This is a genomic window from Nonomuraea sp. WAC 01424, from assembly GCF_003947315.1.
In the GTDB taxonomy this organism is placed as follows: Bacteria; Actinomycetota; Actinomycetes; order Streptosporangiales; family Streptosporangiaceae; genus Nonomuraea; species Nonomuraea spiralis.
In genome coordinates this window covers 149,561-172,351 of record NZ_QHHZ01000024.1, presented here as the reverse complement: position 1 = coordinate 172,351, position 22,791 = coordinate 149,561, and the positions used below count along the sequence as shown (strand labels likewise).

General features: G+C 73.4%; 26 protein-coding genes. 13 read left to right on the top strand and 13 right to left on the bottom strand.

What is annotated here, in order from left to right:
• Window positions 1-141: 141 nt before the first annotated feature.
• The gene (locus DMB42_RS47205; protein WP_125646907.1) at window positions 142-984 is read left to right on the top strand and encodes a hypothetical protein; all 843 of its coding nucleotides are present in this window, start codon (window positions 142-144) and stop codon (window positions 982-984) included.
• Window positions 985-1,011: 27 nt separating this feature from the next.
• Here the strand turns inward: DMB42_RS47205 and DMB42_RS47200 are convergent, their stop codons facing one another.
• Window positions 1,012-1,353, bottom strand: a complete 342-nt coding sequence (locus DMB42_RS47200; protein ID WP_125646905.1) for a cupin domain-containing protein — start codon at window positions 1,351-1,353, stop codon at window positions 1,012-1,014.
• Window positions 1,354-1,408: 55 nt separating this feature from the next.
• Here DMB42_RS47200 and DMB42_RS47195 point away from each other — a divergent pair, with 55 nt between their 5' ends.
• The gene (locus tag DMB42_RS47195) at window positions 1,409-2,020 is read left to right on the top strand and encodes a TetR family transcriptional regulator (RefSeq protein WP_125646902.1); all 612 of its coding nucleotides are present in this window, start codon (window positions 1,409-1,411) and stop codon (window positions 2,018-2,020) included.
• A gap of 18 nt (window positions 2,021-2,038) precedes the next feature.
• Here the strand turns inward: DMB42_RS47195 and DMB42_RS47190 are convergent, their stop codons facing one another.
• A complete protein-coding gene (locus DMB42_RS47190) occupies window positions 2,039-2,662 on the bottom strand; it encodes a TetR/AcrR family transcriptional regulator (protein WP_260478354.1) in 624 nt (207 codons plus the stop codon).
• 58 nt (window positions 2,663-2,720) lie between these two features.
• Here DMB42_RS47190 and DMB42_RS47185 point away from each other — a divergent pair, with 58 nt between their 5' ends.
• Genes DMB42_RS47185 through DMB42_RS47170 form a run of 4 tightly spaced genes read left to right on the top strand, consistent with a single transcriptional unit; the run spans window position 2,721 to window position 4,494 of the window.
• Window positions 2,721-3,113, top strand: a complete 393-nt coding sequence (locus tag DMB42_RS47185; RefSeq protein ID WP_125646899.1) for a VOC family protein — start codon at window positions 2,721-2,723, stop codon at window positions 3,111-3,113.
• Window positions 3,110-3,571: a cupin domain-containing protein gene (locus tag DMB42_RS47180; protein ID WP_260478353.1), complete on the top strand. Its 462-nt coding sequence runs from the start codon at window positions 3,110-3,112 to the stop codon at window positions 3,569-3,571. Before DMB42_RS47185 ends, DMB42_RS47180 begins: the two co-directional genes overlap by 4 nt.
• Window positions 3,568-3,987, top strand: coding sequence for a DUF6294 family protein (locus DMB42_RS47175; RefSeq protein ID WP_125646896.1), 420 nt, complete (start codon window positions 3,568-3,570; stop codon window positions 3,985-3,987). The genes DMB42_RS47180 and DMB42_RS47175 overlap by 4 nt, the downstream gene beginning before the upstream one ends.
• 36 nt (window positions 3,988-4,023) lie before the next feature.
• Entirely contained in the window at window positions 4,024-4,494 is a 471-nt protein-coding gene (locus DMB42_RS47170; RefSeq protein ID WP_125646893.1) for a hypothetical protein, read from the top strand.
• 22 nt (window positions 4,495-4,516) lie between these two features.
• Here DMB42_RS47170 and DMB42_RS47165 read toward each other — a convergent pair whose 3' ends face one another.
• The 4 genes from DMB42_RS47165 to DMB42_RS47150 form a co-directional block, all read right to left on the bottom strand.
• On the bottom strand, window positions 4,517-4,945 hold the full coding sequence (locus DMB42_RS47165; RefSeq protein WP_125646891.1) for an SRPBCC family protein: 429 nt from the start codon (window positions 4,943-4,945) through the stop codon (window positions 4,517-4,519).
• 60 nt (window positions 4,946-5,005) lie between these two features.
• Entirely contained in the window at window positions 5,006-5,884 is an 879-nt protein-coding gene (locus tag DMB42_RS47160; RefSeq protein WP_125646887.1) for a helix-turn-helix domain-containing protein, read from the bottom strand.
• A 38-nt stretch (window positions 5,885-5,922) separates the two neighbouring features.
• Window positions 5,923-6,267, bottom strand: coding sequence for a VOC family protein (locus DMB42_RS47155; protein WP_125646884.1), 345 nt, complete (start codon window positions 6,265-6,267; stop codon window positions 5,923-5,925).
• An 81-nt stretch (window positions 6,268-6,348) separates the two neighbouring features.
• Entirely contained in the window at window positions 6,349-6,771 is a 423-nt protein-coding gene (locus tag DMB42_RS47150) for a MerR family transcriptional regulator (protein WP_260478352.1), read from the bottom strand.
• Between the two features lie 56 nt (window positions 6,772-6,827).
• Here DMB42_RS47150 and DMB42_RS47145 point away from each other — a divergent pair, with 56 nt between their 5' ends.
• The 3 genes from DMB42_RS47145 to DMB42_RS47135 all read left to right on the top strand — a co-directional run bounded on the left by DMB42_RS47145 (window position 6,828) and on the right by DMB42_RS47135 (window position 10,546).
• Window positions 6,828-7,772 carry an NAD(P)/FAD-dependent oxidoreductase gene (locus DMB42_RS47145; protein WP_125646881.1) on the top strand — a complete coding sequence of 315 codons (945 nt, stop codon included), beginning with the start codon at window positions 6,828-6,830 and terminating at the stop codon, window positions 7,770-7,772.
• A gap of 5 nt (window positions 7,773-7,777) precedes the next feature.
• A complete protein-coding gene (locus tag DMB42_RS47140) occupies window positions 7,778-9,202 on the top strand; it encodes an MDR family MFS transporter (RefSeq protein ID WP_125646878.1) in 1,425 nt (474 codons plus the stop codon).
• Between the two features lie 81 nt (window positions 9,203-9,283).
• Window positions 9,284-10,546, top strand: a complete 1,263-nt coding sequence (locus DMB42_RS47135; protein WP_125646875.1) for a serine hydrolase — start codon at window positions 9,284-9,286, stop codon at window positions 10,544-10,546.
• Here DMB42_RS47135 and DMB42_RS47130 read toward each other — a convergent pair.
• Genes DMB42_RS47130 through DMB42_RS47110 form a run of 5 tightly spaced genes read right to left on the bottom strand, consistent with a single transcriptional unit; the run spans window position 10,539 to window position 17,929 of the window.
• Window positions 10,539-13,853, bottom strand: a complete 3,315-nt coding sequence (locus DMB42_RS47130; RefSeq protein ID WP_125646872.1) for a BTAD domain-containing putative transcriptional regulator — start codon at window positions 13,851-13,853, stop codon at window positions 10,539-10,541. The two genes, DMB42_RS47135 and DMB42_RS47130, sit on opposite strands and share 8 nt — an antisense overlap.
• A gap of 21 nt (window positions 13,854-13,874) precedes the next feature.
• Window positions 13,875-15,665, bottom strand: a complete 1,791-nt coding sequence (locus DMB42_RS47125) for an FtsX-like permease family protein (RefSeq protein WP_125646868.1) — start codon at window positions 15,663-15,665, stop codon at window positions 13,875-13,877.
• A 5-nt stretch (window positions 15,666-15,670) separates the two neighbouring features.
• Complete coding sequence (locus DMB42_RS47120) at window positions 15,671-16,399, bottom strand: ABC transporter ATP-binding protein (protein WP_125646865.1); 729 nt, start codon at window positions 16,397-16,399, stop codon at window positions 15,671-15,673.
• Window positions 16,396-16,929, bottom strand: coding sequence for a PadR family transcriptional regulator (locus tag DMB42_RS47115; RefSeq protein ID WP_125646863.1), 534 nt, complete (start codon window positions 16,927-16,929; stop codon window positions 16,396-16,398). Before DMB42_RS47115 ends, DMB42_RS47120 begins: the two co-directional genes overlap by 4 nt.
• Window positions 16,930-16,981: 52 nt before the next feature.
• Window positions 16,982-17,929, bottom strand: coding sequence for a helix-turn-helix domain-containing protein (locus DMB42_RS47110; RefSeq protein ID WP_125646860.1), 948 nt, complete (start codon window positions 17,927-17,929; stop codon window positions 16,982-16,984).
• Between the two features lie 98 nt (window positions 17,930-18,027).
• Between DMB42_RS47110 and DMB42_RS47105 the strand changes: the two genes are divergently transcribed.
• On the top strand, window positions 18,028-19,071 hold the full coding sequence (locus DMB42_RS47105; RefSeq protein WP_125646857.1) for a trans-acting enoyl reductase family protein: 1,044 nt from the start codon (window positions 18,028-18,030) through the stop codon (window positions 19,069-19,071).
• A gap of 40 nt (window positions 19,072-19,111) precedes the next feature.
• Here DMB42_RS47105 and DMB42_RS55730 read toward each other — a convergent pair whose 3' ends face one another.
• Together DMB42_RS55730 and DMB42_RS55725 are read right to left on the bottom strand one after the other, a co-directional pair.
• Complete coding sequence (locus DMB42_RS55730) at window positions 19,112-19,393, bottom strand: SDR family NAD(P)-dependent oxidoreductase (protein ID WP_260478351.1); 282 nt, start codon at window positions 19,391-19,393, stop codon at window positions 19,112-19,114.
• Window positions 19,384-19,581 carry an NAD-dependent epimerase/dehydratase family protein gene (locus tag DMB42_RS55725; RefSeq protein WP_260478350.1) on the bottom strand — a complete coding sequence of 66 codons (198 nt, stop codon included), beginning with the start codon at window positions 19,579-19,581 and terminating at the stop codon, window positions 19,384-19,386. The genes DMB42_RS55730 and DMB42_RS55725 overlap by 10 nt, the downstream gene beginning before the upstream one ends.
• Window positions 19,582-19,781: 200 nt before the next feature.
• On the opposite strand from DMB42_RS55725, the gene DMB42_RS47095 reads away from it, so the two are divergent.
• From DMB42_RS47095 to DMB42_RS47085, 3 genes are read left to right on the top strand one after another with little or no spacing between them, the layout of a single operon-like run.
• Window positions 19,782-21,098, top strand: a complete 1,317-nt coding sequence (locus DMB42_RS47095) for a sugar ABC transporter substrate-binding protein (RefSeq protein WP_221762680.1) — start codon at window positions 19,782-19,784, stop codon at window positions 21,096-21,098.
• Window positions 21,095-21,946 carry a carbohydrate ABC transporter permease gene (locus DMB42_RS47090; protein WP_221762679.1) on the top strand — a complete coding sequence of 284 codons (852 nt, stop codon included), beginning with the start codon at window positions 21,095-21,097 and terminating at the stop codon, window positions 21,944-21,946. The genes DMB42_RS47095 and DMB42_RS47090 overlap by 4 nt, the downstream gene beginning before the upstream one ends.
• Complete coding sequence (locus DMB42_RS47085) at window positions 21,943-22,752, top strand: carbohydrate ABC transporter permease (RefSeq protein ID WP_125646852.1); 810 nt, start codon at window positions 21,943-21,945, stop codon at window positions 22,750-22,752. The genes DMB42_RS47090 and DMB42_RS47085 overlap by 4 nt, the downstream gene beginning before the upstream one ends.
• Window positions 22,753-22,791: the final 39 nt, after the last annotated feature.

The window sequence follows — 22,791 nt, the reverse complement described above, 5'->3', positions numbered from 1 at the left end:
CTGGGCACGCATCAGCCAACGCATCCTCGCGCTCAACGCCGCGATCTGGCACAACTGGAACACCGGCGCACCCGTGAAACGGTCCCTGGCTGCCTACGACCACTGACCCATATTCACATCAGCGATCGAGGGGCCGATGACGTGGCTGGGCAACGACCGGCACGACGTCCTCCGGGCGGCGGCGTGGTGGAGTTCAGCACCATGTGGGTGCCGCCGCCCGGCGAGGACCGGCACTACTGCGTCGTGGTGCGGCTCAGGCTCTACCAGGACCCGGTCCTGCCCTCGATCGTGGAGACCGACATCTTCAACAACGAGGCCCGCTCGAACTACACCAGGTTCGTCTCGGCCACCTCCTCACCGTCCTCACGGGTCGGGACGCGGGTGCGGCTGGCCAACCCGTTCGACGCCGCCACGCTGGTGCACGCCGTGGTGCGGCAGCGGCATCCGTACCATCGGGTCTTCCTGGAGCACCAGTGGCTGCGGGTGGAGGCCGGGTCCAGCCGTGCGGTGGAGGTGCACGACGAGGCGCTGGCCGGGTTCCCCGAGCTGGCGGTGGTCGGCGGCCAGGAGGCCCTGGAGGAGTTGTGGCGGGTGCCGAACCTGGTCAGCGTGGCGGGCTGGGCGGCCCGTCCGTTCCCGGCCGACTGCGGCGCGCGTACGCTCACGGGCGGCGTCACCTTACGCGTGGACGCCGGGCGCGCCACCGCGGTCGTCGTCGAGCACGCCGGCAGGACCGCCGTGGCGGGCGACGTCCGTCTGATCCCGCACGGCGACCCCGTCCCGGAGGGAATCGTCCTCGTCGTGGTACGCGGGCGCGACCCCGGCCAGTTCTGCACCACCACCATGGAGGTGCGCCCGGACGGCACCTTCGGCGGCGACCTCCGCAACCCGCTGGGCCGGGACGCGGACACCGTCGAGGCCCACTACCTCGGCGCCGTCTCCTACGCCCCCTCCGAGAGCCGCCCCCAGCCGCTCACCGACTAGCCCGAGGGCCCCGGCGGCACGACCGGTTCACCGGTCAGGGCCGAGCGGCGTCCCGTCCCGGACGCCGCTCGGCGCCTCCTTGAGCTCGACGAAGATCGCGTGGCTCTCGGTGTCGCCGACGTTCTGACCGGCATGCTCCTGCGCGCCGACCCAGCGTGCCTGCCCCGCCTCCAGGGCGAGCTCGACCTGCCGCCCGCCGGCGGTGAGGCGGCGGCTGAAGGACGACAGCGTCACCATCACGCTGTCGGGGTGGCCGTGCGGGCTGGTCGCGTCGCCCGGCCGGTCCTGGTAGCGCAGCACCCGGACCCGATCGTTCTCGAAGACCACGGTGTACAGCTCCGGGTTGGTCACCACGGGATCGGCGCTCATGGACCACCTCGCAAAGGCGACTCGGCCTACATGGGACGACGGTACCATGATGGGCATGTCAGTACCATATGAGCTGACCGGCCGCCGTCAGCAGAAGGCCCGCACCCGCCAGGCCCTGGTGGAGGCCGCCCGCCGCCTGCTGGCCGACGGCGCCGACCCCGCCGTCGAGGACGCCGCCGCCGCGGCGGGCATCTCCCGCACCACCGCCTACCGCTACTTCCCCAACCAGCACGCCCTGCTGGCCGCCGCCCACCCCGAGATCGAGCAGAGCTCGCTGCTGCCCCCGGCGCCGCCCGCCGATCCCGTCGCCCGGCTCGACCTGGTCATGACCGCCTTCACCCGGCTCACCCTCGACTGGGAACCGCAACTGCGGGCCTCGCTGCGCCTGTCCCTCCAGCCCGGAGCCGGCCGGCAACCGCTGCGCGGCGGGCGCGCGATCGGCTGGATCGAGGACGCGCTGACCCCGCTCCGCGACACCCACCCCGGCCTCGACGTCCACCGGCTGGCCGTGGCCATCCGGTCGGCGACCGGCATCGAGTCGCTGGTCTGGCTGGTGGATGTCGCCGGGCTCACCCGTGAGGAGGCGGCCGGCACCATGCGCGGGTCGGCGACGGCCCTGCTCACCGCCGCCCTCGACCGGCACGCCGCCGGAGCGGCCCGGCCGTAGCGGCGCCGTCCGCCCCGGTCAGGACGGCAGCAGGGCGTGGGAGAGCTGGTCGGCGCTCCAGTCCTCCCACTGCGCGGGGGGCCAGCCGCATTCGCGGGTCATCACCAGGAACAGGTCGGGTGACAGCAGCCCGACGGTGATGTCGGTGGCCCGTTCACCGGTCAGGCCGGGGCGCAGGGCATGGAGACGGTCGAGGATGGCGACGACCTGGCCGTGGGCGGTGTGCCGCTGCTCGCTGTTGACGGCCCACTGGGTGGCCATGTCGGCGTCGCCGGCCGCCGCGTCGCGGACCACGGCCAGGATGGGGGCGACGCGGTCGAGGATGACACCGCTCTGGTGCACCCACCCTCGTACGACCTCCATCGGGTCCTCGGCCGACTGCAGGGCGGCGAACCAGGGCCGGCGCAGCAGCGGGACGGGCTCGTCGTCACCGGCGGAGGCGACGTCGACCACGTGCTTGAGCAGCTGGCTCTTGGTGCCGTAGTGGAAGTACACCGTCTGCACCGACACCTCGGCGGCGTCGGCGACCAGCTGGAAGGTCGTCCCGGCGTAACCGCGCACGACGAACAGCCCTTGCGCGGCCTTCACGATCCGGCTCCTGGTCCTTGCCGAGCGGCGCTTCGGGCTCTTGACGTCGTCCATCGATTTAAAGTACCACTTTAGAGTAGTACCTTAAAGTGAGACTACAAGGTGGTGACGCATGACCCTCCTGAACGGTTTGCACCACGTCAAGCTGCCCGTCTCCGACGTGCACAAGAGCCTGGAGTGGTACCGGCGGGTGCTCGGCCTCGACGTGGCGATCGAGTTCGTCGAGGACGGCGTACTGCGGGGCGTGGCACTCAGCGACGCCGGCCACACGCTGATGATCGCGCTGCGTGAGGCCCCCGAACGGGCCGGCGGATGGACCGGGTTCGATCCGATCGCGCTGGCCGTGCCGACTCTTCAGGCGCTCCGGTCCTGGTCCGAGCACCTCGACGCGCTGAACGTGGATCACTCCGGCATCGCCGAGGGCAGCGTGGGCTGGCTGATCGGCGGCATCGTGGACCCCGACGGCATCGAGATCCGGCTCTACACCCAGCAGCTGCGACCGTGAACGCCCTCCACCTGCCCGCCGGCGCCGGCGACACCCACCTGTTCCTCGGCACCACCATGACCGTGAAGGCGGGCCAGGACGAGACCGGCCGGTCGTTGTCCGTCATCGAACAGGAATGCCCGCCGGGCTTCGCCACGCCCTGGCACACGCACCAGCACGACGACGAGGCGTTCTACGTGTTGTCCGGAACGGCGCACCTGTACTGCGGCGACCGGGCGTGGCAGGCCGGCGCGGGCGCGTTCGTCCTGCTGCCGCGCGGGCTGCCGCACGCCTTCGCCAACCGCGAGGACACTCCGCTGCGCCTGCTTCAGCTGACCTGGCCCGCCGGGTTCGAACGCTTCGCCGCCGACGTCGCCGCCCGCGACGCCGACCCCGCCGTGCTGGCCGAGGTCGCCGCCCGGCACGGCTACCTGATCATCGGCCCACCGCCACCCCCTGACCGAGGAGACACCCCATGAAAGCCATCCGCAGGACCGCGGGCGCGCTGGCGGCCGCCCTCGCCCTGGCGCTCCCCACCACCGCGACGGCCGGCGCGTCCACCCTGGAGCAGAAGACGTACGTCTGGCGCGGCTACCTGTCGGCGGGCGAATGCACGATGGCGCCCGGCACGACCTGGACGCTGTACTCCGACGGGACCGCGCGCCTGGACGCCAGGGTCTCCAGCCTCGGCGACGAGGACGCCTGGCTGATGTGGGCGCACCTGAAGGACGCCGGCGGCGCCCTGCTCGGCGACATCCGCGTGTACGGCAGCACCAGCACCAAGTTCGTCAAGAACCTGCACGATCGGCGGACGTACCGCTGGATCGCCAAGGGGCAGTTCGACCCCGACCTGTTCGACCTGGTCAAGCGCATGTCGCTGAGCAAGCACTGCTGAGCCGGCCCACCCCCGCCTTCGACGAAAGGACCCCCGATGCGCCGCGCAGCCTCGCGATCCCTCACCGGTACGGCCGTGGCCGCAGCCGCCCTCTGTCTCACCGTCGTACCGGGAACCGCCGCGCGGGCCACGGCGGCCCGGGGCGCGTGCGACCCCTCGCTGGTGGCGCCGTCCGGCAGCCTGATCGGCGACGGCACCCTCGTCCGCGTCTACCAGCAGGGCCAGAACATCGTCTTCAAGTGGAGCGGCCTCGGCCGCGACTGGGACTGGTTCAACGTGCGCTGGAGCAAGGACGCCGGCAAGGCCACCCAGGTCCGGAAGGCCAGGCTGACCCCATGGAGCGGCCAGTACGTGATGGCCCCCTACGTACAGGGCGGCGTCGGCAGCACGACCAACGGTCATGAGGTCAACAAGTTCGCCTTCATCGTCCAGGGCTGCGACCGGGCGGCCTTCGGCTCGGACTGCGGCCCCTGGAGCATCCCCACGTCCATCAGCCTCGCCCACTAACCGGACGCGGAAGGAACGAGGGTCATCCGGCGTACGCGGCGAGGCCGTCGGCCATGCCGCGCATGAAACGGGTCAGGTACCACCGCCAGAAACCGCCCGACAGCGGCAGCTTCGGCTCGAAGGTGGCCGACCAGGTGATGTCGGTGCCGCCCCCGGCGGCCGGGGCGAGCTCGACCGTCCCCCGGTAGGAGCGGAACGGGCCGCCCAGGTTGTCGTAGACGAACCTGCGGCCGGGGACGAGCTCGACGATGCGCTCCCTGGAGACGTTGCGGCCGGTGCGGAAGATCCTGGTGTCGCCGACCCGCTGCTGCCGCCCGGGGTCGCCGTCCTCCTCGACGTCGGCGGAGTCGATCGGCGACCAGGACGGCCAGGTGGCGGCGTGCGTGAGGGCCGCGAACACGGCGTCGGGGTCGGCCTGCGAGCGCGCGGTCACGGCGAAGGAGTTCGGCATGGGCCCCAACGTAGGCACCGGCGTCGTGCGGCGGCCATGCGCGCGATTGCCGGGGATCGGTCAGTTCTTGCGGTACGCCGACGGCCGCACGCCGGTCTCGCGCAGGAAGGCCGACGACAACGCGCCCGGACCGGCGAATCCGCACCGCCGGGCGATCTGCTCGATGCTGAGCGACGTCGCGGACAGCAGCCGCCGCGCCCGCTCGATCCGCAACCGGGTGAGGTAGCGGTGAGGCGTCTGGCCGGTGCCCTCCCGGAAGACCCGGACGAAGTGGTAAACGCTCAGGTGCACCTCGGCGGCGACGGCGGCCAGCGTCAGCGGCTCGGCCAGGCGCTCGGTCATGATGGCCACGCCCGCGCGGACGGCGGCGTGCTCGGGGCCGGGCAGGCGGTCGTCCCCGCCCTGGGTCAGCAGGTGGGTCACCAGGAAGGCCGCGGCGGACTCCGCGTACAGGTCGCCGGCGGCGCCGCGGCCTGGCAGGGCGCGTACGAGCTGTTCGACGACCGGGTCCCCGGCCCTCAGGGCGGCGGCCCGCGCCTCCAGGTCGGGCTCGCGACCGCCCAGCGCCGCGGCGGCCTCGCGGACGGCCCGCGCCGGGACGTGCACCTGGACGGTGCTCAGCCCCGCCGCCGCCCGGTAGCCGATCGACCCGGCGCGGCCGGGGACCATGAGCTCCAGGTGCCCCGGGACCCAGCGCCGCCGTACGGGCCGGCCGTCGGTACGTATCCGCAGGTCGGCGTTGCCCGCCACGCAGAGGACGAGATGCAGGTCGGCCACGGCGGGCAGCGGGAAGTGCTCGGCCTCGGGCGCGTGCCGGAAGCCCTGGACCAGCAGTGACCGCCAACCGGCGTCGTCCCAGCTGTTGTACGTGTGCCGCACGTAGGCCGAGGTGTCGAGGCCGGCGTAGGGCGCCAGGTCGAAGTCGGCGGAGTCGAACACGTTCCGACCCTAGCGGGCGGCGGCGTCGCGGGACCGGCTCACTGCGCGGGCGGCTCGGCGAGCGACAGGCTGTTGCCGTCGGGGTCGAGGACCTCCACGTGGCGCACCCCGTTGCCGTACGTCTCCACCGGCTCGTGCTCGACGCCGTACGCGGCCAGCCGGGCCAGGATCTCGTCGAGACCGGACACCCCGAATGTGATCATGGTCCCGCCCACCCGCGCGGCCCGCATGTGCCGGTCGTCGATGACGACCCACGCGTTCTCGCCGACCTGCCACAGGTACTCCTCGCCGATGATCTCGTCCGCCGGGCGGCCGAAGAACACCTCGTACCACTTCTGCGACGCCGCCCGGTCGCGCACGCACACCACGCTGTACAGATCCACCGGAATCACTCCTTCGCCATCGGTTCTGGAGGAAGACCTCACCCGTGGCCGGAACTCATCGGGGCGCGGGCCGGACCCGGTTCAGATCACGCACTCGTCGTCGTGGAGGGGCCCGGCGGCCGTCTCGGCGATCCGCCGGTAGTCGGGGCACTGGGTGAAGTCGTCGGCCGCGCACTGCATCACGTGCTCGATGAGCGTCTTGGAGGCGGCGATCTCCTGCAACCGGCGTTCCAGCTCGGCGTGGTGCCGCCGCAGCAGCGCCCGGCGCTCGGCCTGGCCGGAGACGGTGAGGATCTCGCGGATCTGCTCCAGGCTCATGCCCCCGGCCTTGGCACGGATGATCGTCAGGACGCGGACGACGTGGTCACGGGTGTAGCGGCGGCGGCCGTTGACCCTGGCGGCGGGGGCCAGCAGGCCCATGGCCTCCCAGTGGCGCAGGACGTGCGGAGCGAGGCCGAACCGGTCGGCGAGCTCCCCGATGCGCATGTCGGCACTTGACTTCATGTTGACATTAACTTGCAGACTTGCCACCACGTCAAGCTGATTCGGAGGCAAGGACAATGTTCGACGTCGTCATCGTCGGCGGGGGACCGGCCGGCATGGCCGCCGCGCTGGCACTCGGCCGGGTCCACCGGCAGGTGTCGCTGATCGACGCGGGGGAGGGGCGCAACGCCCCCGCCGACAACGTGCACAACTTCCTCACCAGGGACGGAACGCCCCCTGCCGAGCTGCGCGAGCTCGGCCGCCGGGAGCTGGCCGCGTATCCGTCGGTGCGGATCACGACGGGCGCCGTCACCGGCGTCCGCACCCTGGACGACGGCGTCTTCCGCCTCGCCCTGTCCGGCGGCGGCACGGCGGACGCGCGGCGGCTCCTGCTGGCCACCGGTCTGGCCGACGAGCTGCCCGGCCCGCGCGGGGTGGAGGCGCTGTGGGGCCGTTCCGCCTTCCACTGCCCCTACTGCCACGGTTACGAGTGCACCGGCAGGCAGGTCGCAGTACTCGGCACGGAACCGGCCCGCGTACGGCTGGCGCTCCAGCTCAGCCGGTTCGCCGCCCACGTCGTCCTCTGCGCCGACGGCCGGCCGCTCGACCAGGGGACACGGGACCTGCTGGAGGCCAACGGCGTCGCCGTACGCTGCGAGGCCGTCGCCCGTCTGGAGGGCGCGGACGGGCGGCTGGAGCAGATCGTGTTCGAGGCCGGCCCGCCCCTCGCGCGGGACGCGGTGTTCGTCGTCAACGTGCCACGCCAGCGCTCCGACCTGGCCGGACGCCTCGGCTGTGACACGTTCGCCGACGGCTGCGTGGAGGTGGACGAGTTCGGCAGGACCAGCGTGCCCGGCGTGTACGCGGCCGGCGACATGGCCCACCGGGCCAGTGTGCCCATGCCGTTGGCGGCCGTCGTCGCCGCGGCGGCCAGTGGCGCCGTCGCCGCCGCGGTCATCGACCAGGAACTGCTGTCCGCCGACTTCGGCCTGCCCGACCCGCTCGCGCGGGCGAAGGGCTGACGGCGATGTCCGTATCCCTCACCCAGGCCGCGCCCGCCGACCCGGCCGAGGGCGGTGGCAAGGTGGCGCTCGCCACGGCCGGCCTGCTCATCGGCATGTTGCTCTCGGTCCTGGACCAGACGGTGGTGGCCATCGCGCTGCCCGACATCGCCGCCGACCTGGGCGGCATGGACGCGATCGGGTGGATCGTCACCTCCTACGTGCTGGCCTCGACCGCCACCGGCGCGCTGTACGGCCGCGTCAGCGACCGGTTCGGCCGGCGTCCCGTGTTCGTCACGGCGGTCGCGGTGTTCGTCGCCGGATCGGCGCTGTGCGGCCTGGCCCAGACGGTCCCGCAGCTCATCGCCGCCCGGACCCTCCAGGGCGTCGGCGCCGGAGCGCTGTTCGTGTTGCCCACGATCACGTTGTCGGAGCTGTACCCGCAGCGCCTGCGCAGCCGGGTCCAGGGTTTCACCGGCGGCGTCTTCGCCCTGGCCAGCGTGGGCGGCCCGCTGGCCGGCGGCGCCGTCACCGACGCTTGGGGCTGGCGCTGGATCTTCTACGTCAACCTGCCGCTCGGCCTGCTCGCCATGGCGCTCACCGCGTACGCGCTGCGGCTGCCCAGGCAGGGCGGGGGCGGCGGGGTCGACCTGGCCGGCGCCGCACTGCTCGCGGGCACGATGGTCAGCCTGCTGCTGGTGGCCGAATGGGGCGGCCGCACGTACGCCTGGACGTCCGGGGTGATCCTGGCGCTGATCGGCGCGACGGTGCTGCTGGCGGCCCTGTTCGTGTGGTGGGAACGCCGGGCGGCCAACCCGCTGCTGCCGCCGCGGCTGTTCGCCGGCCGTGCCCTGCGGGTCGCGCTGCCCGCCACGGCGCTGCTCGGCGCGCTGCTCGGCGGCTCGATCGTCTACCTGCCCACCTATTTCCAGGCCGCGTACGGCATGGGGGCCACCCAGGCGGGGCTGGCGCTCAACCCGTACGTGCTGACGTTCATGGCGGTCTCCTCGCTGGCCGGTGCCCGCATCGGCGCGAGCGGGCGGTTCAGGCCGTACCTGATCGCCGGGGCGGCGGTCGTGGTGCTGGGGTTCGCGCTGCTGAGCCGGCTCACGCCCGGCACGCCGTACGCCGTGCTGGCCCTGGAGCTCGCGGTGCTGGGGGCCGGGTTCGGGCTGCTGATGCAGAACCTGGTGGTCGTCGCCCAGAACGCCGCGCCGCCCGCGGACCTGGCCGCCACCACGTCGGCCACGGTGTCCGTCCGGGGGCTCGGGCTGTCGCTCGGCGTGGCGGTCTTCGGTGTCCTGCTCACCCGCGAACTCCACGACCGCGGCCCGGGTCCGGCGGCGACCGCGGCCGCCATCCCGGACGTCCTGTTCTGGGGCGTTCCGGCGGCCGCCGTCCTGGTGGTGCTGACGGTCCTGCTGCCGCGCCGGACCCCGGCGGAGGGCTGACAGCGGGCTGTGTGCGGTTTGTGAGCGGGAGGCCGGAGGGTGGGGGCGTTCGCGTCACCCGACTTCCGGAGGAACCGGTTCATGTCCCGTTGTGATGTCTCGTCCCGCCGTGCGGTGCGGCCCCGGTGGCCGCGCGTGCTCGTGGCCGCGGTGCCGGCCGTGGGCCTGGCCCTGGCCGCCGCGTTCCCGGCGGGCGCCGTGGCCGCGCCCGCCGGGAACGAGACGCAGGCCCGGCTGCGGCAACTGGCCCGGGAGGTGGTGGCGGCCGGGGCGCCCGGCGTGCTCGTACGGGTCGACGACGGCCGCGGCCGGCCCGTCGAGATCGCCGAGCAGGCCGCCTGGACCAGGCGGGACCACGTGCTCAAGGCCGGGGACGAGTTCCGGATGGGGTCCAGCACCAAGACCATGATGGCCGTGCTCGTGCTGGGCCTGGCCGCCGAGGGCAGGCTCGCCCTGACCGACCCGGTGGACAAGTGGCTGCCGGGCAAGGTGCCGGGCGGCGCCTCGATCACCCTGCGCATGCTGCTGAACCACACCAGCGGCCTGTACGACTACACCGGCGACCCCGCGATCCGCCCCTCGATGCTGGGCACGGACCGGCGGCGGTGGACCCCGGAGAAGCTGCTCGCCGTGGGGGTGAAGCACAAGCCGCTGTTCGCGCCTGGCACACGATGGTCCTACAGCAACACCGGCTACGCCGCCATCGGCGCCGTCCTGGAACGGGTCACCGGCACGAGCCTGGCCGACCTGGTCAGGGACCGGATCACCCGGCCGCTCGGCCTCGACCACACCTACTACGCCACCGATCGCTCCTGGCGCGGCCCGTACGCCCGCGGCTACGAGCCGGACGCCGCCCACATGCCGCCCGCGGTGCCCGCCGCGTTCCGGCGCTTCGCCGGGCCACGCCACGACGGTCATGTGGACGTCTCCGGCCACGACCCGGGGTGGGGCGGCCCGGCCGGGGCGGTGGTGTCCACCACGCGGGACTGGGCCCGCTTCCAGTCCGCGCTGATGTCCGGCAAGCTGCTGCCCGCCGACCAGCTCGCCCAGTTGCGCACCACCGTCCCCATGGACGCGCGACACCCGGACGGCCCCGGCTACGGCCTGGGCATCCAGACCGCCGCCCATCCGTGCGGCACGTTCTGGGGACACGACGGCGGCATGCCCGGCTACCTGACCACCGGCCTCACCGACCGCACCGGCGGCCGTACGGCGGCCGTCCTCGTCTCGGCGGAGTTCTGGGCCGAGTTCGAGGCCGACCCCAAGCTCGCCAAGGCCGCCCAGGCTCTCCAGACGGCCGTGACCTGCGCGATGTTCGGCAAACCCGTACCGGGCGCTAGCTGACCGGCGCGGTGATGACCGCGGAGACCAGTCCCTCGGCCCCTGCCCGCGACATCGCCGCGCCCGCCGCGTGCTCGGCCGCGAACCCGGCGGCGCCCAGGACGGCCTCGGCCCGCCGGGTGAGCCGCCGCGCGTCGGCCTCGCCGGGCCCGGCCCAGCCGCCCAGCACGGTGCCGGCCCCGAGCAGCCGCCCCGCCCGCTCGGGCCGGTCGCGGCCCAGCTCGATCGCGGCGGCCACGACCGCGGTCGCGGCGGCTACCGGCGTGTGCCAGGTCAGCGTCAGGCGCACCGCCGGGTGGTCGAGCCGGCGGGCCGCCCGGTCGGGGAGACCCTCCGCCAGGTCCGCCTGCGCGAGCACGCCCAGCAGCAACGCCGTCAGGGGCGGCGTGGTGGACCGGCCGGGCGGCGCCCCGGCGAGGCCGGCCAGGGCGTGCGCGCGGGCCGCTTCCGTTCGCCCGGCCGTCCATTCCAGGCGGGCGAGGCCCAGGCGCACCTGCGTGCGCGATTCCGCCGACCCGGTCCGCTCGGCCTGGTCGAGCAGGCCGGACAGGTGCCGCCGCCCGCCGTCCACGTCGCCGGACTCGGCCCGGTGCAGCGCGGCGGCCACCTCGTTCTCCATGGTGTGCTCGGGCATGCCGAGCTCGCGGAAGTAGCCGGTGGCGCGTTCGGACAGGGCGGGCGCGCCGGCCGGCTCGCCGGAGCGGATCAGCGCCGAGCCGAGCGCGCTCAGCGTGATCGCCACGCCCCACCGCTCGCCGAGTTCCTCGAAGCCGGTCAGCGCGCGGGACAACACGTCCCTCGCCTCGGCCGCGTGGCCGGTGTTCATCGCCAGTACGCCCGTGACCAGCAGGGACAGCGACCGGCTCCAGGGATCGTGCCCCTCCTCTGGTACGGCCCGATCACCCTCGGACACGATGCCGAGCGCCAGCCGGGCCATCGTGGCGATGGGATGCGTGCCGGGGGCGAGGCCGGCCAGCGCCGTCCTGATCCGGTCGAAGGCCGCCTCCGCCTCCTGCGGCCCGGCGGCCTCGGTGGTGGCCAGCGCGTGGGCGGCGGCGACCAGCGCGCGGGCCTGCGGCTCGGCCGGTCCGCGTACCTGGAGCATCCGGCCGAGCAGGTCGAGCGAGTCCGGCGGGAAGTCCTTCAGGAACCAGAACCAGCACAGCGCGACCCCGAACCGGACCGCCAGAGCGGCGTCCCCGGACTCGGCCGCCCAGCGGATCGCGGCCGACAGGTTGTCCCGCTCGGCGGACAGGCGGGCCAGCGGGCGGAGCTGACCGGACGTGCGCAGCCCCGGATCGGCGTCCTCGGCCAGCCGCAGGAAGAACCGGGCGTGCCGGTCCCGCGTACCGGCGACCTCGTCGCGCCCGGCCAGCCGCTCAAGGCCGTACACGCGGATGGTCTCCAGCAGGCGGTAGCGCGGTTCGGCCGGGTCGGCGGACTCGGCCGGGTGCAGCAGGGACTTGTCCACCAGCGCCGCCAGCAGCTCCGGCGCGTCGCCGGTCCCGCCGATCGCCGCCGCGGCGTCCTCGGTGAAGCTGCCGCGGACGACCGACAGCCGTTCCAGCAGGGCGCGTTCGCCGGGGTCGAGCAGGTCCCAGCTCCAGGCGACGGCGGCGGCCAGGGTGCGGTGGCGCGGCAGCGCCGTACGGCTGCCGCCGGTCAGCAGCCGGAACCGGTCGTCCAGCCGGGCCGCGACCGCCTCGACCGGCAGGGTGCGCAGCCGGGCGGCGGCCAGCTCGATCGCCAGCGGCAGGCCGTCCAGGCGGCGGCAGATCTCGGCGACCGCGGTCAGCGCGCCGCCTTCCAGGGCGAAGCCGGGCCGTACGGCGGCGGCGCGGTCGTGGAACAGCCGGACCGCCGCGCTGACCCGGGCCCGTTCCGGCGTCGAACCCGGTTCGGGCCGGTCCAGCGGGAGCACCGGGTGCAGGGTCTCGCCGTCGATCCGCAGGGGTTCGCGGCTGGTGGCCAGCACCCGCAACTTCGGGCAGCGGCCCAGCAGGGTTCCGGACAGGCTCGCGGCGGCGTCGATCACGTGCTCGCAGTTGTCCAGCACGAGGAGCAGGTCGTCGTCCGCGATCGTCTCGGCCAAGTGGTCCAGCACCGCCTCCGGGGTGACCGGGCGTGCCGGCGTGCCTTCCTCGCGGGAGCGCAGCAGGTCGAGCAGCACGCGGGGCACGTCGTCCGCACCGGCCGCGGCCAGCGGGACGAACCACACGCCGCCGGACGGTGTGAGCCGGCGGCCGACCGTGTTGGCCAGCCTGGTCTTGCCCGACCCTCCGGGGCCGACCAGCGTGACCAGCCGGACCCGTTCGAGCAGGCCGGCCACGCGCCGCACGTCGCCGTCCCGGCCCACGAAGCTGGTGAGCGGAACGTCCAGGTTCCCGTGCGCCCGCCGGGGCCCTGGCGGAGCCGCGCCCGCGTCCGCCGTCCGGGGGCGGGGTGGGGCGCCGCGCAGGACCGCCAGGTGGGCCTCCTGGAGGTGGGGGCCGGGGTCGCTGCCGAAGTCGTCGGCCAGCAGGGCGCGGACGCGCTCGTAGGCGGCCAGTGCCTCGGCGCCGCGGCCGCTCATGGCCAGGGCCCGGATGAGCTGGGCGTGCAGGCGCTCACGCAGCGGGTGCGCGGCGGCCAGCGCCTCCAACTCGCCGACCAGGTCGAGGCCCAGCTCCACCGCCAGGTCCGTTCCTACCGCCAGGTCGGTACCCACCGCCAGGCCCGCCCCCACCGCCAGGTCCGTGCCCGGCGCGGGGTCCGCCTCCGATCCGAGAGCCGCCACAGCGAGGTCGGCCTCGATGCGGTCCTCCAGGGCGGACAGGCGGGCCCGTTCGAGCCGTTCGGCCTCGGCGGCGGCGAACGGCGCGGCGCGTACGTCGGACAGCGCCGGCCCGCGCCACAGCCCCAGCGCCGCGCGCAGGACCGCGGCCGCCTCGGCGGGCCGGGACCGCGCGGACGAACGCCGCCCCTCCCGGGCCAGCCGCTCGAACCGGACGGCGTCGACCGCGTCCGGCTCGACCGCCAGCCGATACCCGGCCGGCCCCGAGACGAGCAGCCCGGGATCCCCGAGGACCCGCCGCAACCGCGACACCAGCGACTGCAGCGCGTGCAGAGGCGCCTCCGGCGGCTCCTCGCCCCACAACGCCTCGGCCAGGGTCTCGGGCCGTACGGCCCGCCCGGCGTCCAGCGCCAGCCGGGCCAGCAACACCCGCAGCCGTACGCCCCCGACCCCCGCCGGACCGGCGGCGGTGTCCAGCGTCACCGGACCGAGCACGCCCACGAGCACCCGCCCGCCCGCCCCGGTCACCTCCGCCATGGCCAGGAGTCTGGCACGCGATCAGGCCGTCTCGGCACCAAGGGCGGCCGCCACCGGACGCCGGGCCGCCAGGCGCGCGGGCACGGCGGTGAACGCCGCCGTCGCCAGCAGGATCGCCAGGGCCGCCCCGAACAGCCAGGACGACGCAGGCATGACCACCCTCCCGGGACTGAGGACCGAGCACAACACGACGCCCAGGGGAACGCCGGCCAGCGCGCCCGGCAGCGCCGGAAACAGCTGGGCCGCGGCCAGCCCGGCGGTGACCTGCCCCGGGGTGGCCCCGAGCGTACGGGCGACGGCCATGTTCGCCCGCGCCTCCATGGCGGTGGTCCAGGTGAAGGTGACGGTGTTCACGACGGCGAGCGCGACCAGCAGGAGGGCGACGGCGAGCATCAACCGGCGGTCGTGCTCGCCCCGCAGGTTGGGCAGGGCGGCGGAGCCGTCCAGGCCGTAGCCCCTCTCCGGCTGGGCGTACAGGGCCAGCAGGGCGACGATCGCGATCACCGTGGTCGCGGTGGCGCACGCCTGGAGCACGGCCCGTCCCGGCCGGCGGGCGGTCAGCCGCAGCCCGAGCAGGAACGACGTGGGCAGCAGCGCCGACAGCGCGGTGAGCCGGGGACGGTGACGGGGCTGGTGGGCGGTGACGGACAGCGCCGTGACGGTCGCCGTACGCAGGGCCCGCAGCGTCGGACGCAACGTGGACAGCACCGCCACCGCCACGGCGAGCACGGTCGCCGCGGCGACGGTCGCGCCGGTCAGCACGACGGCGTCGCCGATCCGGCTGGCGGTGGGACTGGCGACGGCGGGCCCGGCCAGGCCGGCGATCGTCAGCCCCAGGGCGTCGCCGGCCAGCGCCAGCGCCAGGTACTCGGTGAGCAGGACGGTGGCGATCAGCCCCGGCGTCGCGCCGACGGCCTTGAGCAGCCCGGCCCGGCGCGTCTGCTCGGCGGCGCGGCCCGCGGCCAGCGCGGCCACCCCGGTGACGGCCAGGAAGCCGAGCAACCAGCTGCCGACGACCAGGATCGGCCGGCTGGACCGCAGGATGACGGTGTCCTGCTGGGCCATGAACTGCCAGGAGTGGAAGTTGATCCGCGCGCCGGGGTCCCGGTGGGCGTCGCGGAAGGCCGTGACGGCGGCGGGGTCGCGCAGCTTGAGGTCGATGGCCAGGCTCACCGGCAGATCCCGCGACGCAGCCAGTGTCCGGGCGTCCGACCGGGTCATCCAGGCCAGGCCGGTGTAGTCGGTGGGGCCGCCGCCCGGCCCGATCTGCGCCGCCCAGGGGTAGATGGAGGTGGCCGCGGTGACGGCGATCCCGACCACGGGGTACGACCGGCCCGCGATGGTGACCCGGTCGCCGACGCCGACGCCCAGCGCGGTGGCGAAGCCGCGTTCGAGGACGGCGCCGCCGGGACGCACCCAACGGCCCGAGGTCAGCAGCGGCCGGTTGACCGTGCCGGGCTTCTCAGCGAAGCCGTGCACGACGACGGGGGAGGACGTGGCGTCGCGGGTGGTGAGGTCGGCGTAGACGATGCGGTAGGGGCCGTGGTGGGCGGTCACCTCGGAGGCCTTCGCCAGCGCGGCCAGCGCCGAGGTCACGGTCCGGCCCGTGTCGCCGGAGAGCGCCACCACGTCGGGCCCGGCGGTGGCCGCGCGGGTCTGCTCGTACAGGGCGTCGCTCGCACCGCGCAGGGACAGGCCGAGGGCCATCGTGGCGGTGGCCACGGCGACCGCGAGCAGCAACATCGCGGCCTGGACCCGGTGCCGGCGCACGTCGGCCAGCACCAGACGTACGACGAGCACGACGGAGCCCATGCCGGTCAGCCCTCCAGCCCGATCAGCCCGCCGAGCCCGCCCGTGGAGGAGCCGGCCAGCCGGGTGTCGTCGACGAACATCCCGTCGCGCATCGAGACCAGCCGGTCGGCGGTGGCCGCGACCCGTTCGTCGTGCGTGACGATCACGAGGGTCTGTCCCGCGGACCGCAGGCCCTCGAAGATCCGCAGCACGTCGAGCGTCGCGGCGGAGTCGAGGTTGCCGGTCGGCTCGTCGGCCAGCACGACCAGCGGGTCGTTGGCGAGGGCGCGGGCGATGGCGACCCGCTGCCGCTGCCCGCCCGACAGTTGCGAGGGCAGGTGCCGGGCACGCGAGTCGAGCCCGACCCGTTCCAGCAGCAGGCCCGCGCGCCGCCTGGCCTCGCGCGGCGAACGCCCGGCCAGCAGTACGGGCAGCTCGACGTTCTCGGCCGCCGACAGCTCCTCCACCAGGTGGAACGCCTGGAAGACGAACCCCACGGACCGGCGCCGCAGCCGGGCCAGGGCCCGCTCGCTCAGCGTGTCGATGCGCCGCCCGGCCAGCCACACCTCTCCGCCGGTCGGCCGCTCCAGGCCGCTCAGCAGGTGCAGCAGCGTGGACTTGCCGCAGCCGCTCGGGCCCATCACCGCCACGGTCTGCCCTTCGGGCACCTCCAGGTCGACCTCGTCCACCGCGCGGACCCGGCTCTGCCCCTGGCCGTGCGTCTTCACCAGGCCGTGGGCCCGTAACACGTTCATGCGTCCTCAACTTCGTCGTCGGCCTCGGACCAGGCGCGTTCGCAGGCGTCCAGCCAGCGCAGGTCCGCCTGCAACCGCAGTACGACGCCTTCCAGCAGCAGGCCGGCGCCCGATCCCGCCGGTTCGGCCAGCGCCGCCCGCTGCGCCTCGCTCAGGCGGCGCATCAGCTCGCGGCGCTGCGCCGCCACCAGCCCGACCGGGTCGGCGAGCCGGGCCGCCGCGGCGGCGACGAGCTTGAGATGGAACTCCGCCAGGTCCGGTTTCGGCCAGCCCACCTCGGCCAGCCAGGCCGCGACCCGGCGCTGACCGGCCGGCGTCAGCGCGTAGACCTTGCGTTCCGGCCGTTCGGGCAGGCCGTCGGCGCGTTCGCAGACCACGAGCCCGGCCTTCTCCAGCCGGGTCAGGGTCACGTAGATCTGGCCGGGGTTCATCGACTCGCCCAGCGGCCCGAGGCTCTGCCGCAGCCGGGCACGCAGGTGGTAGCCGTGCGCCGGCTCCTTGGCGAGCATCGCCAGCACCGCGTCCTGCACGCCACCACCCCCTAACGGTTAGCCAATAGATAGCGGTTAGCCGTACGGGGTGTCAAAGGCGGCGGGCGCGGAAGGTGCGGCGGTAGGCGTCCGGGGGCACGCCGACGGTGCGGTTGAAGTGGCGACGCAGCGTGGCCGCGGTGCCCATGCCGGTGGCCTCGGCGATGGCGTCCACGCTGTCGTCGGTGGTCTCCAGCAACTCCTGGGCGCGGCGGATGCGCTGGGTCAGCAGCCATTGCAGCGGGGTGGTGCCCGTCATGGACCTGAAGTGGCGGCCGAGGTGGCGGGAGCTCATGTTCGCCCGGCGGGCCAGGTCCTCGACCGTCAGCGGCTGGTCCAGGTGGCGGCCCGTCCAGGCCAGCAGGTCGCTGAGGGGGTGGCCGCGCGGCTCCGGGACCGGGGTGGCGACGAACTGGGCCTGGCCGCCGGGCCGGTGCGGCGCGACGACCAGCCGCCGCGCGACCGCGTTGGCCACGGCCGCGCCGTGGTCGCGGCGGACCAGGTGCAGGCACAGGTCCAGGGCGGCGGCCTTGCCCGCGGCGGTGAGCACGCGGCCCTCGTCCACGTAGAGCACGTCCGGATCGACGTCGACGCGGGGATGGCGGGCGGCCAGCGTCGCGGTGTGGGCCCAGTGGGTGGTGGCGCGCCGCCCGTCCAGCAGGCCGGCGGCGGCCAGGACGAAGGCGCCCGTGCAGAGCGAGGCCACCCGCGCCCCGGCCTCGTACGCCGCCCGCACCGCCTGGACGAGGTCCGCCGGCGGCTCCACGTCGACCTCGGCCCAGCCCGGGACGATCACGGTGTCGGCCCGTACGAGCCGGTCGAGCCCGGCGTCGGGTTCGAGCAGGAAACGCCCGTCCGCCCGGACGGGACCCGCGCCGCAGATGACGACCTCGTACCAGCCCTCCACGGGCACCGGCGGGGGCGAGCCGAGCAGTTCGCAGGCCAGCGCCAGTTCGAAGTGCAGGATCCCGTCGGCCACGGCGACAGCGACTGTGCTCACGTCCGGAATTGTACGCATCGTGTCGTTCCGGACGCTCGCGCCGGGATCGCGCTGGTTGCCACGATGTCCGGGTGAATGATTCGGACAGGAGAAAGACCATGACGACGGATTCCACGGTGGCGGTCTACGGCGCGTACGGGCACACGGGCCGCTTCGTGGTGGCGGAGGCATCGCGGCGCGGACTGGTGCCCGTTCTGGTGGGCCGGGACCCCGAGGCGTTGCGGGCGCTGGCGGAGTCGTACCCCGGGGTGGAGGCCAGGCAGGCGTCGGTGGACGATCCCGCCGCGCTGGACCGGGCGCTGGACGGGGCCGACGCGGTGATCAACTGCGCCGGGCCCTTCGCCGTCACGGCCGGTCCCGTGATCGAGGCGGCCCTGCGCGCCGGCATCCCCTACGTGGACGTCGCCGCCGAGATCGAGGCCAACCTCGACACCTTCGAGCTGTACGCCGCCCGCGCCGAGGCCGCGGGGACCGTGGTCGTGCCCGCGATGGCCTTCTACGGCGGGCTCGGCGACCTGCTGGTCACGGCGGCGATGGGCGACTGGACCGAGGCCGACCAGGCCCACATCGCCTACGGCCTGGACAGCTGGCACCCCACGAACGGCACCCGCGCCGCCGGCCGGGTCTCCCGGGAACGGCGCGAGGGCCGGCGCGTCCGCCACTCCGGCGGCCGGCTGGAGTACCGCGACGACGAGGCGCCGGCCGAGAAGTGGTTCTTCCCCGAGCCGACGGGGGCCCGCGACGTCATCGCGGAGTTCTCCATGGCCGACATCGTGACCGTCCCGAGCCACCTGGCGATCCCCGAGGTGCGCACGTACATGACGGTCGAGGCGGCCAGGGACATCGCCAGGCCCGACACCCCGGCCCCGGTCGCGGCCGACGAGCACGGGCGGTCGGCGCAGTCGTTCGTGGTGGACGTCGTCGTGCGTTCGGGCGCCGGGGAACGCCGGGCGGTGGCCAGGGGCCGGGACATCTACGCCGTCAGCGCGCCGCTCGCCGTGGAGGCCGTGCAGCGCGTCCTGACCGGCCGGACCAGGGCCGCCGGGGTCGCCTCGGCGGGGAGGATCTTCGACGCGCCGGACTTCCTGCGGGCGCTGTCACCCCACATCGAGGTCGAGTTCGGCACCACCGGCGAGCACTGACCCACGACCGGGGCCGGGCTCACCCGGTCAGGCGGCGGATTCAGCGTGGCGACGGCAACACGGACAGCTCGCAGGCATAGGAGTCGGTCGCCGTGGCCGCGGGGTAGACCGTGGCGACCCGGACCCCGTGGACGGCCTCCTCCTCGCGCAGCGAATCGGCCAGTTCCCGCAGCGCCGCCTTGCTGGCGACGAACGCCGACCAGCGGGCGACCCCGGTCAGCCCGGGGGAGGCGTTGACGAAGATCACGTGCCCCTTGGCGCGCCGCAACGCGGGCAGCGCGAGCCGTACCAGCTCGGCGGCGGAGGCCACGTTCACCGCCATCGTGCGCCGCCAGGTGTCGGGCCGGACTCGGCGACGGCCTCGACGGGCGAGATCCCGGCGCAGTGCACCACCGCCCGTACGTCCGTCAGCTCTCCCACTGCGATCACCCGGTGCCCGGCCGCCTCCAGGGCGCTGACCAGCGCTGTTCCGATGCCTCCTGTGGCCCCTGTCAGCAGCACGTTCCCCATGCGGGCTCCCCTCTCTCCACGGCGCGAATGACTGATCATCGCCACCGGGGGAGCGGCGCACAACCCGCGACCGGACTCTCGCCGGACGGAGATCCGGAGGGTCGTTCCACATTCACCTCTGGTGCACCGCGCGTATTCAGCGTACTTTACTCAGCACTCAGTATTCAGAGTGTGACATGCTACAGATCCAAGAGGTCACCGTGAAGATCCACAGAATCGCGGCCGGGCTGCTCGCCACCGGACTTCTCGCTGCCGGCTGTGCCACCGGCGGCACGGGCGCGGGCCAGCGCCCTGCCCCCGCGATCGCCGCGTCCACCCCCGCCGAGCTGTCCGGCGAGGTCAAGGTGTGGTCGTTCGACGTCGGCGCCACGGCGCTGAAGCGGCTCGCGCCCGAGTTCACCAAGCTCCACCCGAAGGTGAAGATCGACGTGACCGACGTCGGCTACGACAACATCTACGAGAAGGTCACGGTCGGCCTCCAGTCGGGTACGGGCCTGCCCGACGTCGTGCACCTGGAGGACGAGCGGGTCCCCGGCTACGCCAAGAACTTCCCCAACGGCCTGGCCGACCTCGGCCCGGTCGCCGGCAAGCTCAAGGCGGACTTCGACCCGGCCAAGTGGCGGACCGCCTCCGGCGAGGGCGGCAAGCTGTTCGCGATGCCCTGGGACTCCGCGCCGGTCGGGCTGTTCTACCGGCGTGACTACTTCGAGCAGGCCGGGATCAAGGCCGACGACATCCAGACCTGGGACGACCTGGTCAAGGCCGGCGAGACGCTGAAGGCGAAGACAGGCAAGAAGCTGATGGTCTCCGACCTGGGCAACAGCGCGCCGTTCTTCACCACGCTGTTGCAGCAGCAGAAGCAGGGCATGTTCGTGGACGGCAAGATCGCGGTCAACACGCCCGCCGCGGTCAAGGCGCTGACGTTGATCAAGACCCTGAACGAGAAGGGCCTGCTGCAGAACGAGAAGGGCTGGGACGGCCGGGTCACCGCGACCAAGGAGGGCAAGGCGGCCGTCGCCCCCACCGCGGTCTGGTGGACGGGCACGCTGACGTCGGAGATGCCCGAGCTCAAGGGCAAGTTCGGGGTGATCCCGCTGCCCGCGTTCGAGGCGGGTGGGGTCCGTACCTCGGCCAACGGGGGTTCGATGCTGGCGGTCACGGGCCAGACCAAGAACCAGCAGGCGGCGTGGGCGTTCGTCGAGTTCGTCACGGCGAACAAGGACAGCCAGTTGTCGATGATGAAGCAGGAGTCGCTGTTCCCGGCGTACCTGCCCGCGCTGGCCGACCCGTACTTCTCCGAGCCGGTCGAGTACTTCGGCGGGCAGCCGGTCAACAAGATCTTCGCCGACCAGGTGCGCGACATCCCGGCCGTGGAGTCGACCGATGACGACGCCGAGGCCAGTGAGCTGCTGAAGAAGCTGCTCCAGCGGGCCGTGGTGGGCGGGAAGGACCCCAAGGCCGTGCTCGACGACGCGGCGGAGCAGCTCGCGTCCGCGACGAAGCGGGAGATCGCGTGATCGTTCGGCGCCGTCTGGTCCCCTGGGTTTTCGCGGGGCCCGCCGCTGCGCTGCTGGCGCTCTTCTTCGCCTACCCGCTCGGCGCCAGTCTCTGGCAGAGCCTGCAACGCACCGAGGACGGCGTCACCGAATGGGCGGGCCTGGACAACTACCAGCGGCTGCTGCACGACGACAGGTTCCTGCAGTCCCTGATCAACGTCGGGCTGATCCTGGTCATCCAGGTGCCGATCATGATCGGGCTGGCGCTGGCTCTGGCGTTCGTGCTCAACCAGTCGTGGTTGCGGTTCCGTTCCACGTTGCGGATCGCGTACTTCCTGCCCGCCGTGACGACGCTGGTCGCGTACGCGGTGGTGTTCCGGGTGCTGCTGCGTACCGACGGCGGCATGGTCAACCAGTTGCTCGGCGTCGAGATCGCCTGGCTGGACGACCCCCTCTGGGCACGGGTGGCGCTGATCGGGTCCATCACCTGGCGGTGGACCGGCTACAACATGATCATCCTGCTGGCCGGGTTGCAGGCGATCGGCAAGGAGCAGTACGAGGCGTCCGCGATCGACGGGGCCGGGCCGCTGCGCACGTTCGTCAGCGTGATCGTGCCGCAGCTCAAGCCGGTGATCCTGTTCTGCTCGATCACCTCGACGATCGGCACGCTGCAACTGTTCGACGAGAACAAGCTGCTCACCGACGGCGGCCCCGACGACGCGACCACGTCCCCGATCCTGCTGCTCTACCAGGTCGGCTTCAAGCAGTTCGACTTCGGTTACGCCGCCGCGATGGCCTGGGTGGTGGTGCTGCTCATCGGGGTGCTCTCCTACGCCCAGTTCAAGTGGTTCGGGAAGGAGAAGGCATGAAACGCCTGCTGCTCTGGCTCTTGATGGCAGTCGGCGCCGTGATCAGCATCGCGCCGTTCTACTGGATGTTCGTCGCCTCCACGCACGACACGACGGAGTTGTTCCGCAGCCCGCCGCCGTTCCTGCCCGGCGACGACCTGCTGGCGAACCTGAAGTCGCTGGAGGAGACGATCGGCTTCTCCCGCGTGGTGCTCAACAGCCTCGGCACGGCCGTCGTCTACACGGCGCTGTCCGTGCTGGTCAGCGCCATGGGCGGGTACGGCCTGGCCAAGTACCAGTTCCGCGGGCGCGGCCTGCTGCTCGCGGTGATCCTGGCGACCATGATGATCCCGTTCCAGGTGCTGCTGGTGCCGCTGTTCCAGATGATGGCCAGCATCGGCTGGGTCGACTCCTACGAGTCGATCATCATCCCGTTCCTGGCGAACTCCTTCGGCATCTTCCTCATGCGTCAGGCCTTCCTCGACTTCCCCGACCAGCTCATCGAGAGCGGACGCCTCGACGGGGCAGGCGACCTGCGCATCTTCTACCGGATCGTGCTCCCCGTCGTACGGCCGCAGCTCGGCGCGCTGGTCATCTTCACCTTCATGAGCCAGTGGAACTCCTTCATCTGGCCCCTGCTCATGCTCACCAGCGAGGAGAAGTACGTGTTGCCGGTCGCGCTCAGCCACCTCACCGGGCTGACCCGCGTCGACTACTCCGGGCTGATGCTGGGCGCGCTGCTCGCCACGCTCCCGCTCATGCTGATCTTCTTCGTCTTCCAGAAGCAGTTCGTCTCGGGGCTGCTCGGCGGAGCGGTGAAGGGATGAGCCGCCGGCCGCGTCCCTGACCGCGGCCTGCCGGAGTGG

Bases quoted from the DNA above. Each gene is read 5' to 3' on its own strand.
- DMB42_RS47200 (WP_125646905.1), bottom strand. From the start codon at position 1,353: ATGAGCGCCGATCCCGTGGTGACCAACCCGGAGCTGTACACCGTGGTC.
- DMB42_RS47195 (WP_125646902.1), top strand. From the start codon at position 1,409: ATGTCAGTACCATATGAGCTGACCGGCCGCCGTCAGCAGAAGGCCCGC.
- DMB42_RS47190 (WP_260478354.1), bottom strand. From the start codon at position 2,662: ATGGACGACGTCAAGAGCCCGAAGCGCCGCTCGGCAAGGACCAGGAGC.
- DMB42_RS47185 (WP_125646899.1), top strand. From the start codon at position 2,721: ATGACCCTCCTGAACGGTTTGCACCACGTCAAGCTGCCCGTCTCCGAC.
- DMB42_RS47175 (WP_125646896.1), top strand. From the start codon at position 3,568: ATGAAAGCCATCCGCAGGACCGCGGGCGCGCTGGCGGCCGCCCTCGCC.
- DMB42_RS47170 (WP_125646893.1), top strand. From the start codon at position 4,024: ATGCGCCGCGCAGCCTCGCGATCCCTCACCGGTACGGCCGTGGCCGCA.
- DMB42_RS47165 (WP_125646891.1), bottom strand. From the start codon at position 4,945: ATGCCGAACTCCTTCGCCGTGACCGCGCGCTCGCAGGCCGACCCCGAC.
- DMB42_RS47150 (WP_260478352.1), bottom strand. From the start codon at position 6,771: ATGAAGTCAAGTGCCGACATGCGCATCGGGGAGCTCGCCGACCGGTTC.
- DMB42_RS47145 (WP_125646881.1), top strand. From the start codon at position 6,828: ATGTTCGACGTCGTCATCGTCGGCGGGGGACCGGCCGGCATGGCCGCC.
- DMB42_RS47140 (WP_125646878.1), top strand. From the start codon at position 7,778: ATGTCCGTATCCCTCACCCAGGCCGCGCCCGCCGACCCGGCCGAGGGC.
- DMB42_RS47135 (WP_125646875.1), top strand. From the start codon at position 9,284: ATGTCCCGTTGTGATGTCTCGTCCCGCCGTGCGGTGCGGCCCCGGTGG.
- DMB42_RS47130 (WP_125646872.1), bottom strand. From the start codon at position 13,853: ATGGCGGAGGTGACCGGGGCGGGCGGGCGGGTGCTCGTGGGCGTGCTC.
- DMB42_RS47125 (WP_125646868.1), bottom strand. From the start codon at position 15,665: ATGGGCTCCGTCGTGCTCGTCGTACGTCTGGTGCTGGCCGACGTGCGC.
- DMB42_RS47120 (WP_125646865.1), bottom strand. From the start codon at position 16,399: ATGAACGTGTTACGGGCCCACGGCCTGGTGAAGACGCACGGCCAGGGG.
- DMB42_RS47105 (WP_125646857.1), top strand. From the start codon at position 18,028: ATGACGACGGATTCCACGGTGGCGGTCTACGGCGCGTACGGGCACACG.
- DMB42_RS55730 (WP_260478351.1), bottom strand. From the start codon at position 19,393: ATGGCGGTGAACGTGGCCTCCGCCGCCGAGCTGGTACGGCTCGCGCTG.
- DMB42_RS55725 (WP_260478350.1), bottom strand. From the start codon at position 19,581: ATGGGGAACGTGCTGCTGACAGGGGCCACAGGAGGCATCGGAACAGCG.
- DMB42_RS47085 (WP_125646852.1), top strand. From the start codon at position 21,943: ATGAAACGCCTGCTGCTCTGGCTCTTGATGGCAGTCGGCGCCGTGATC.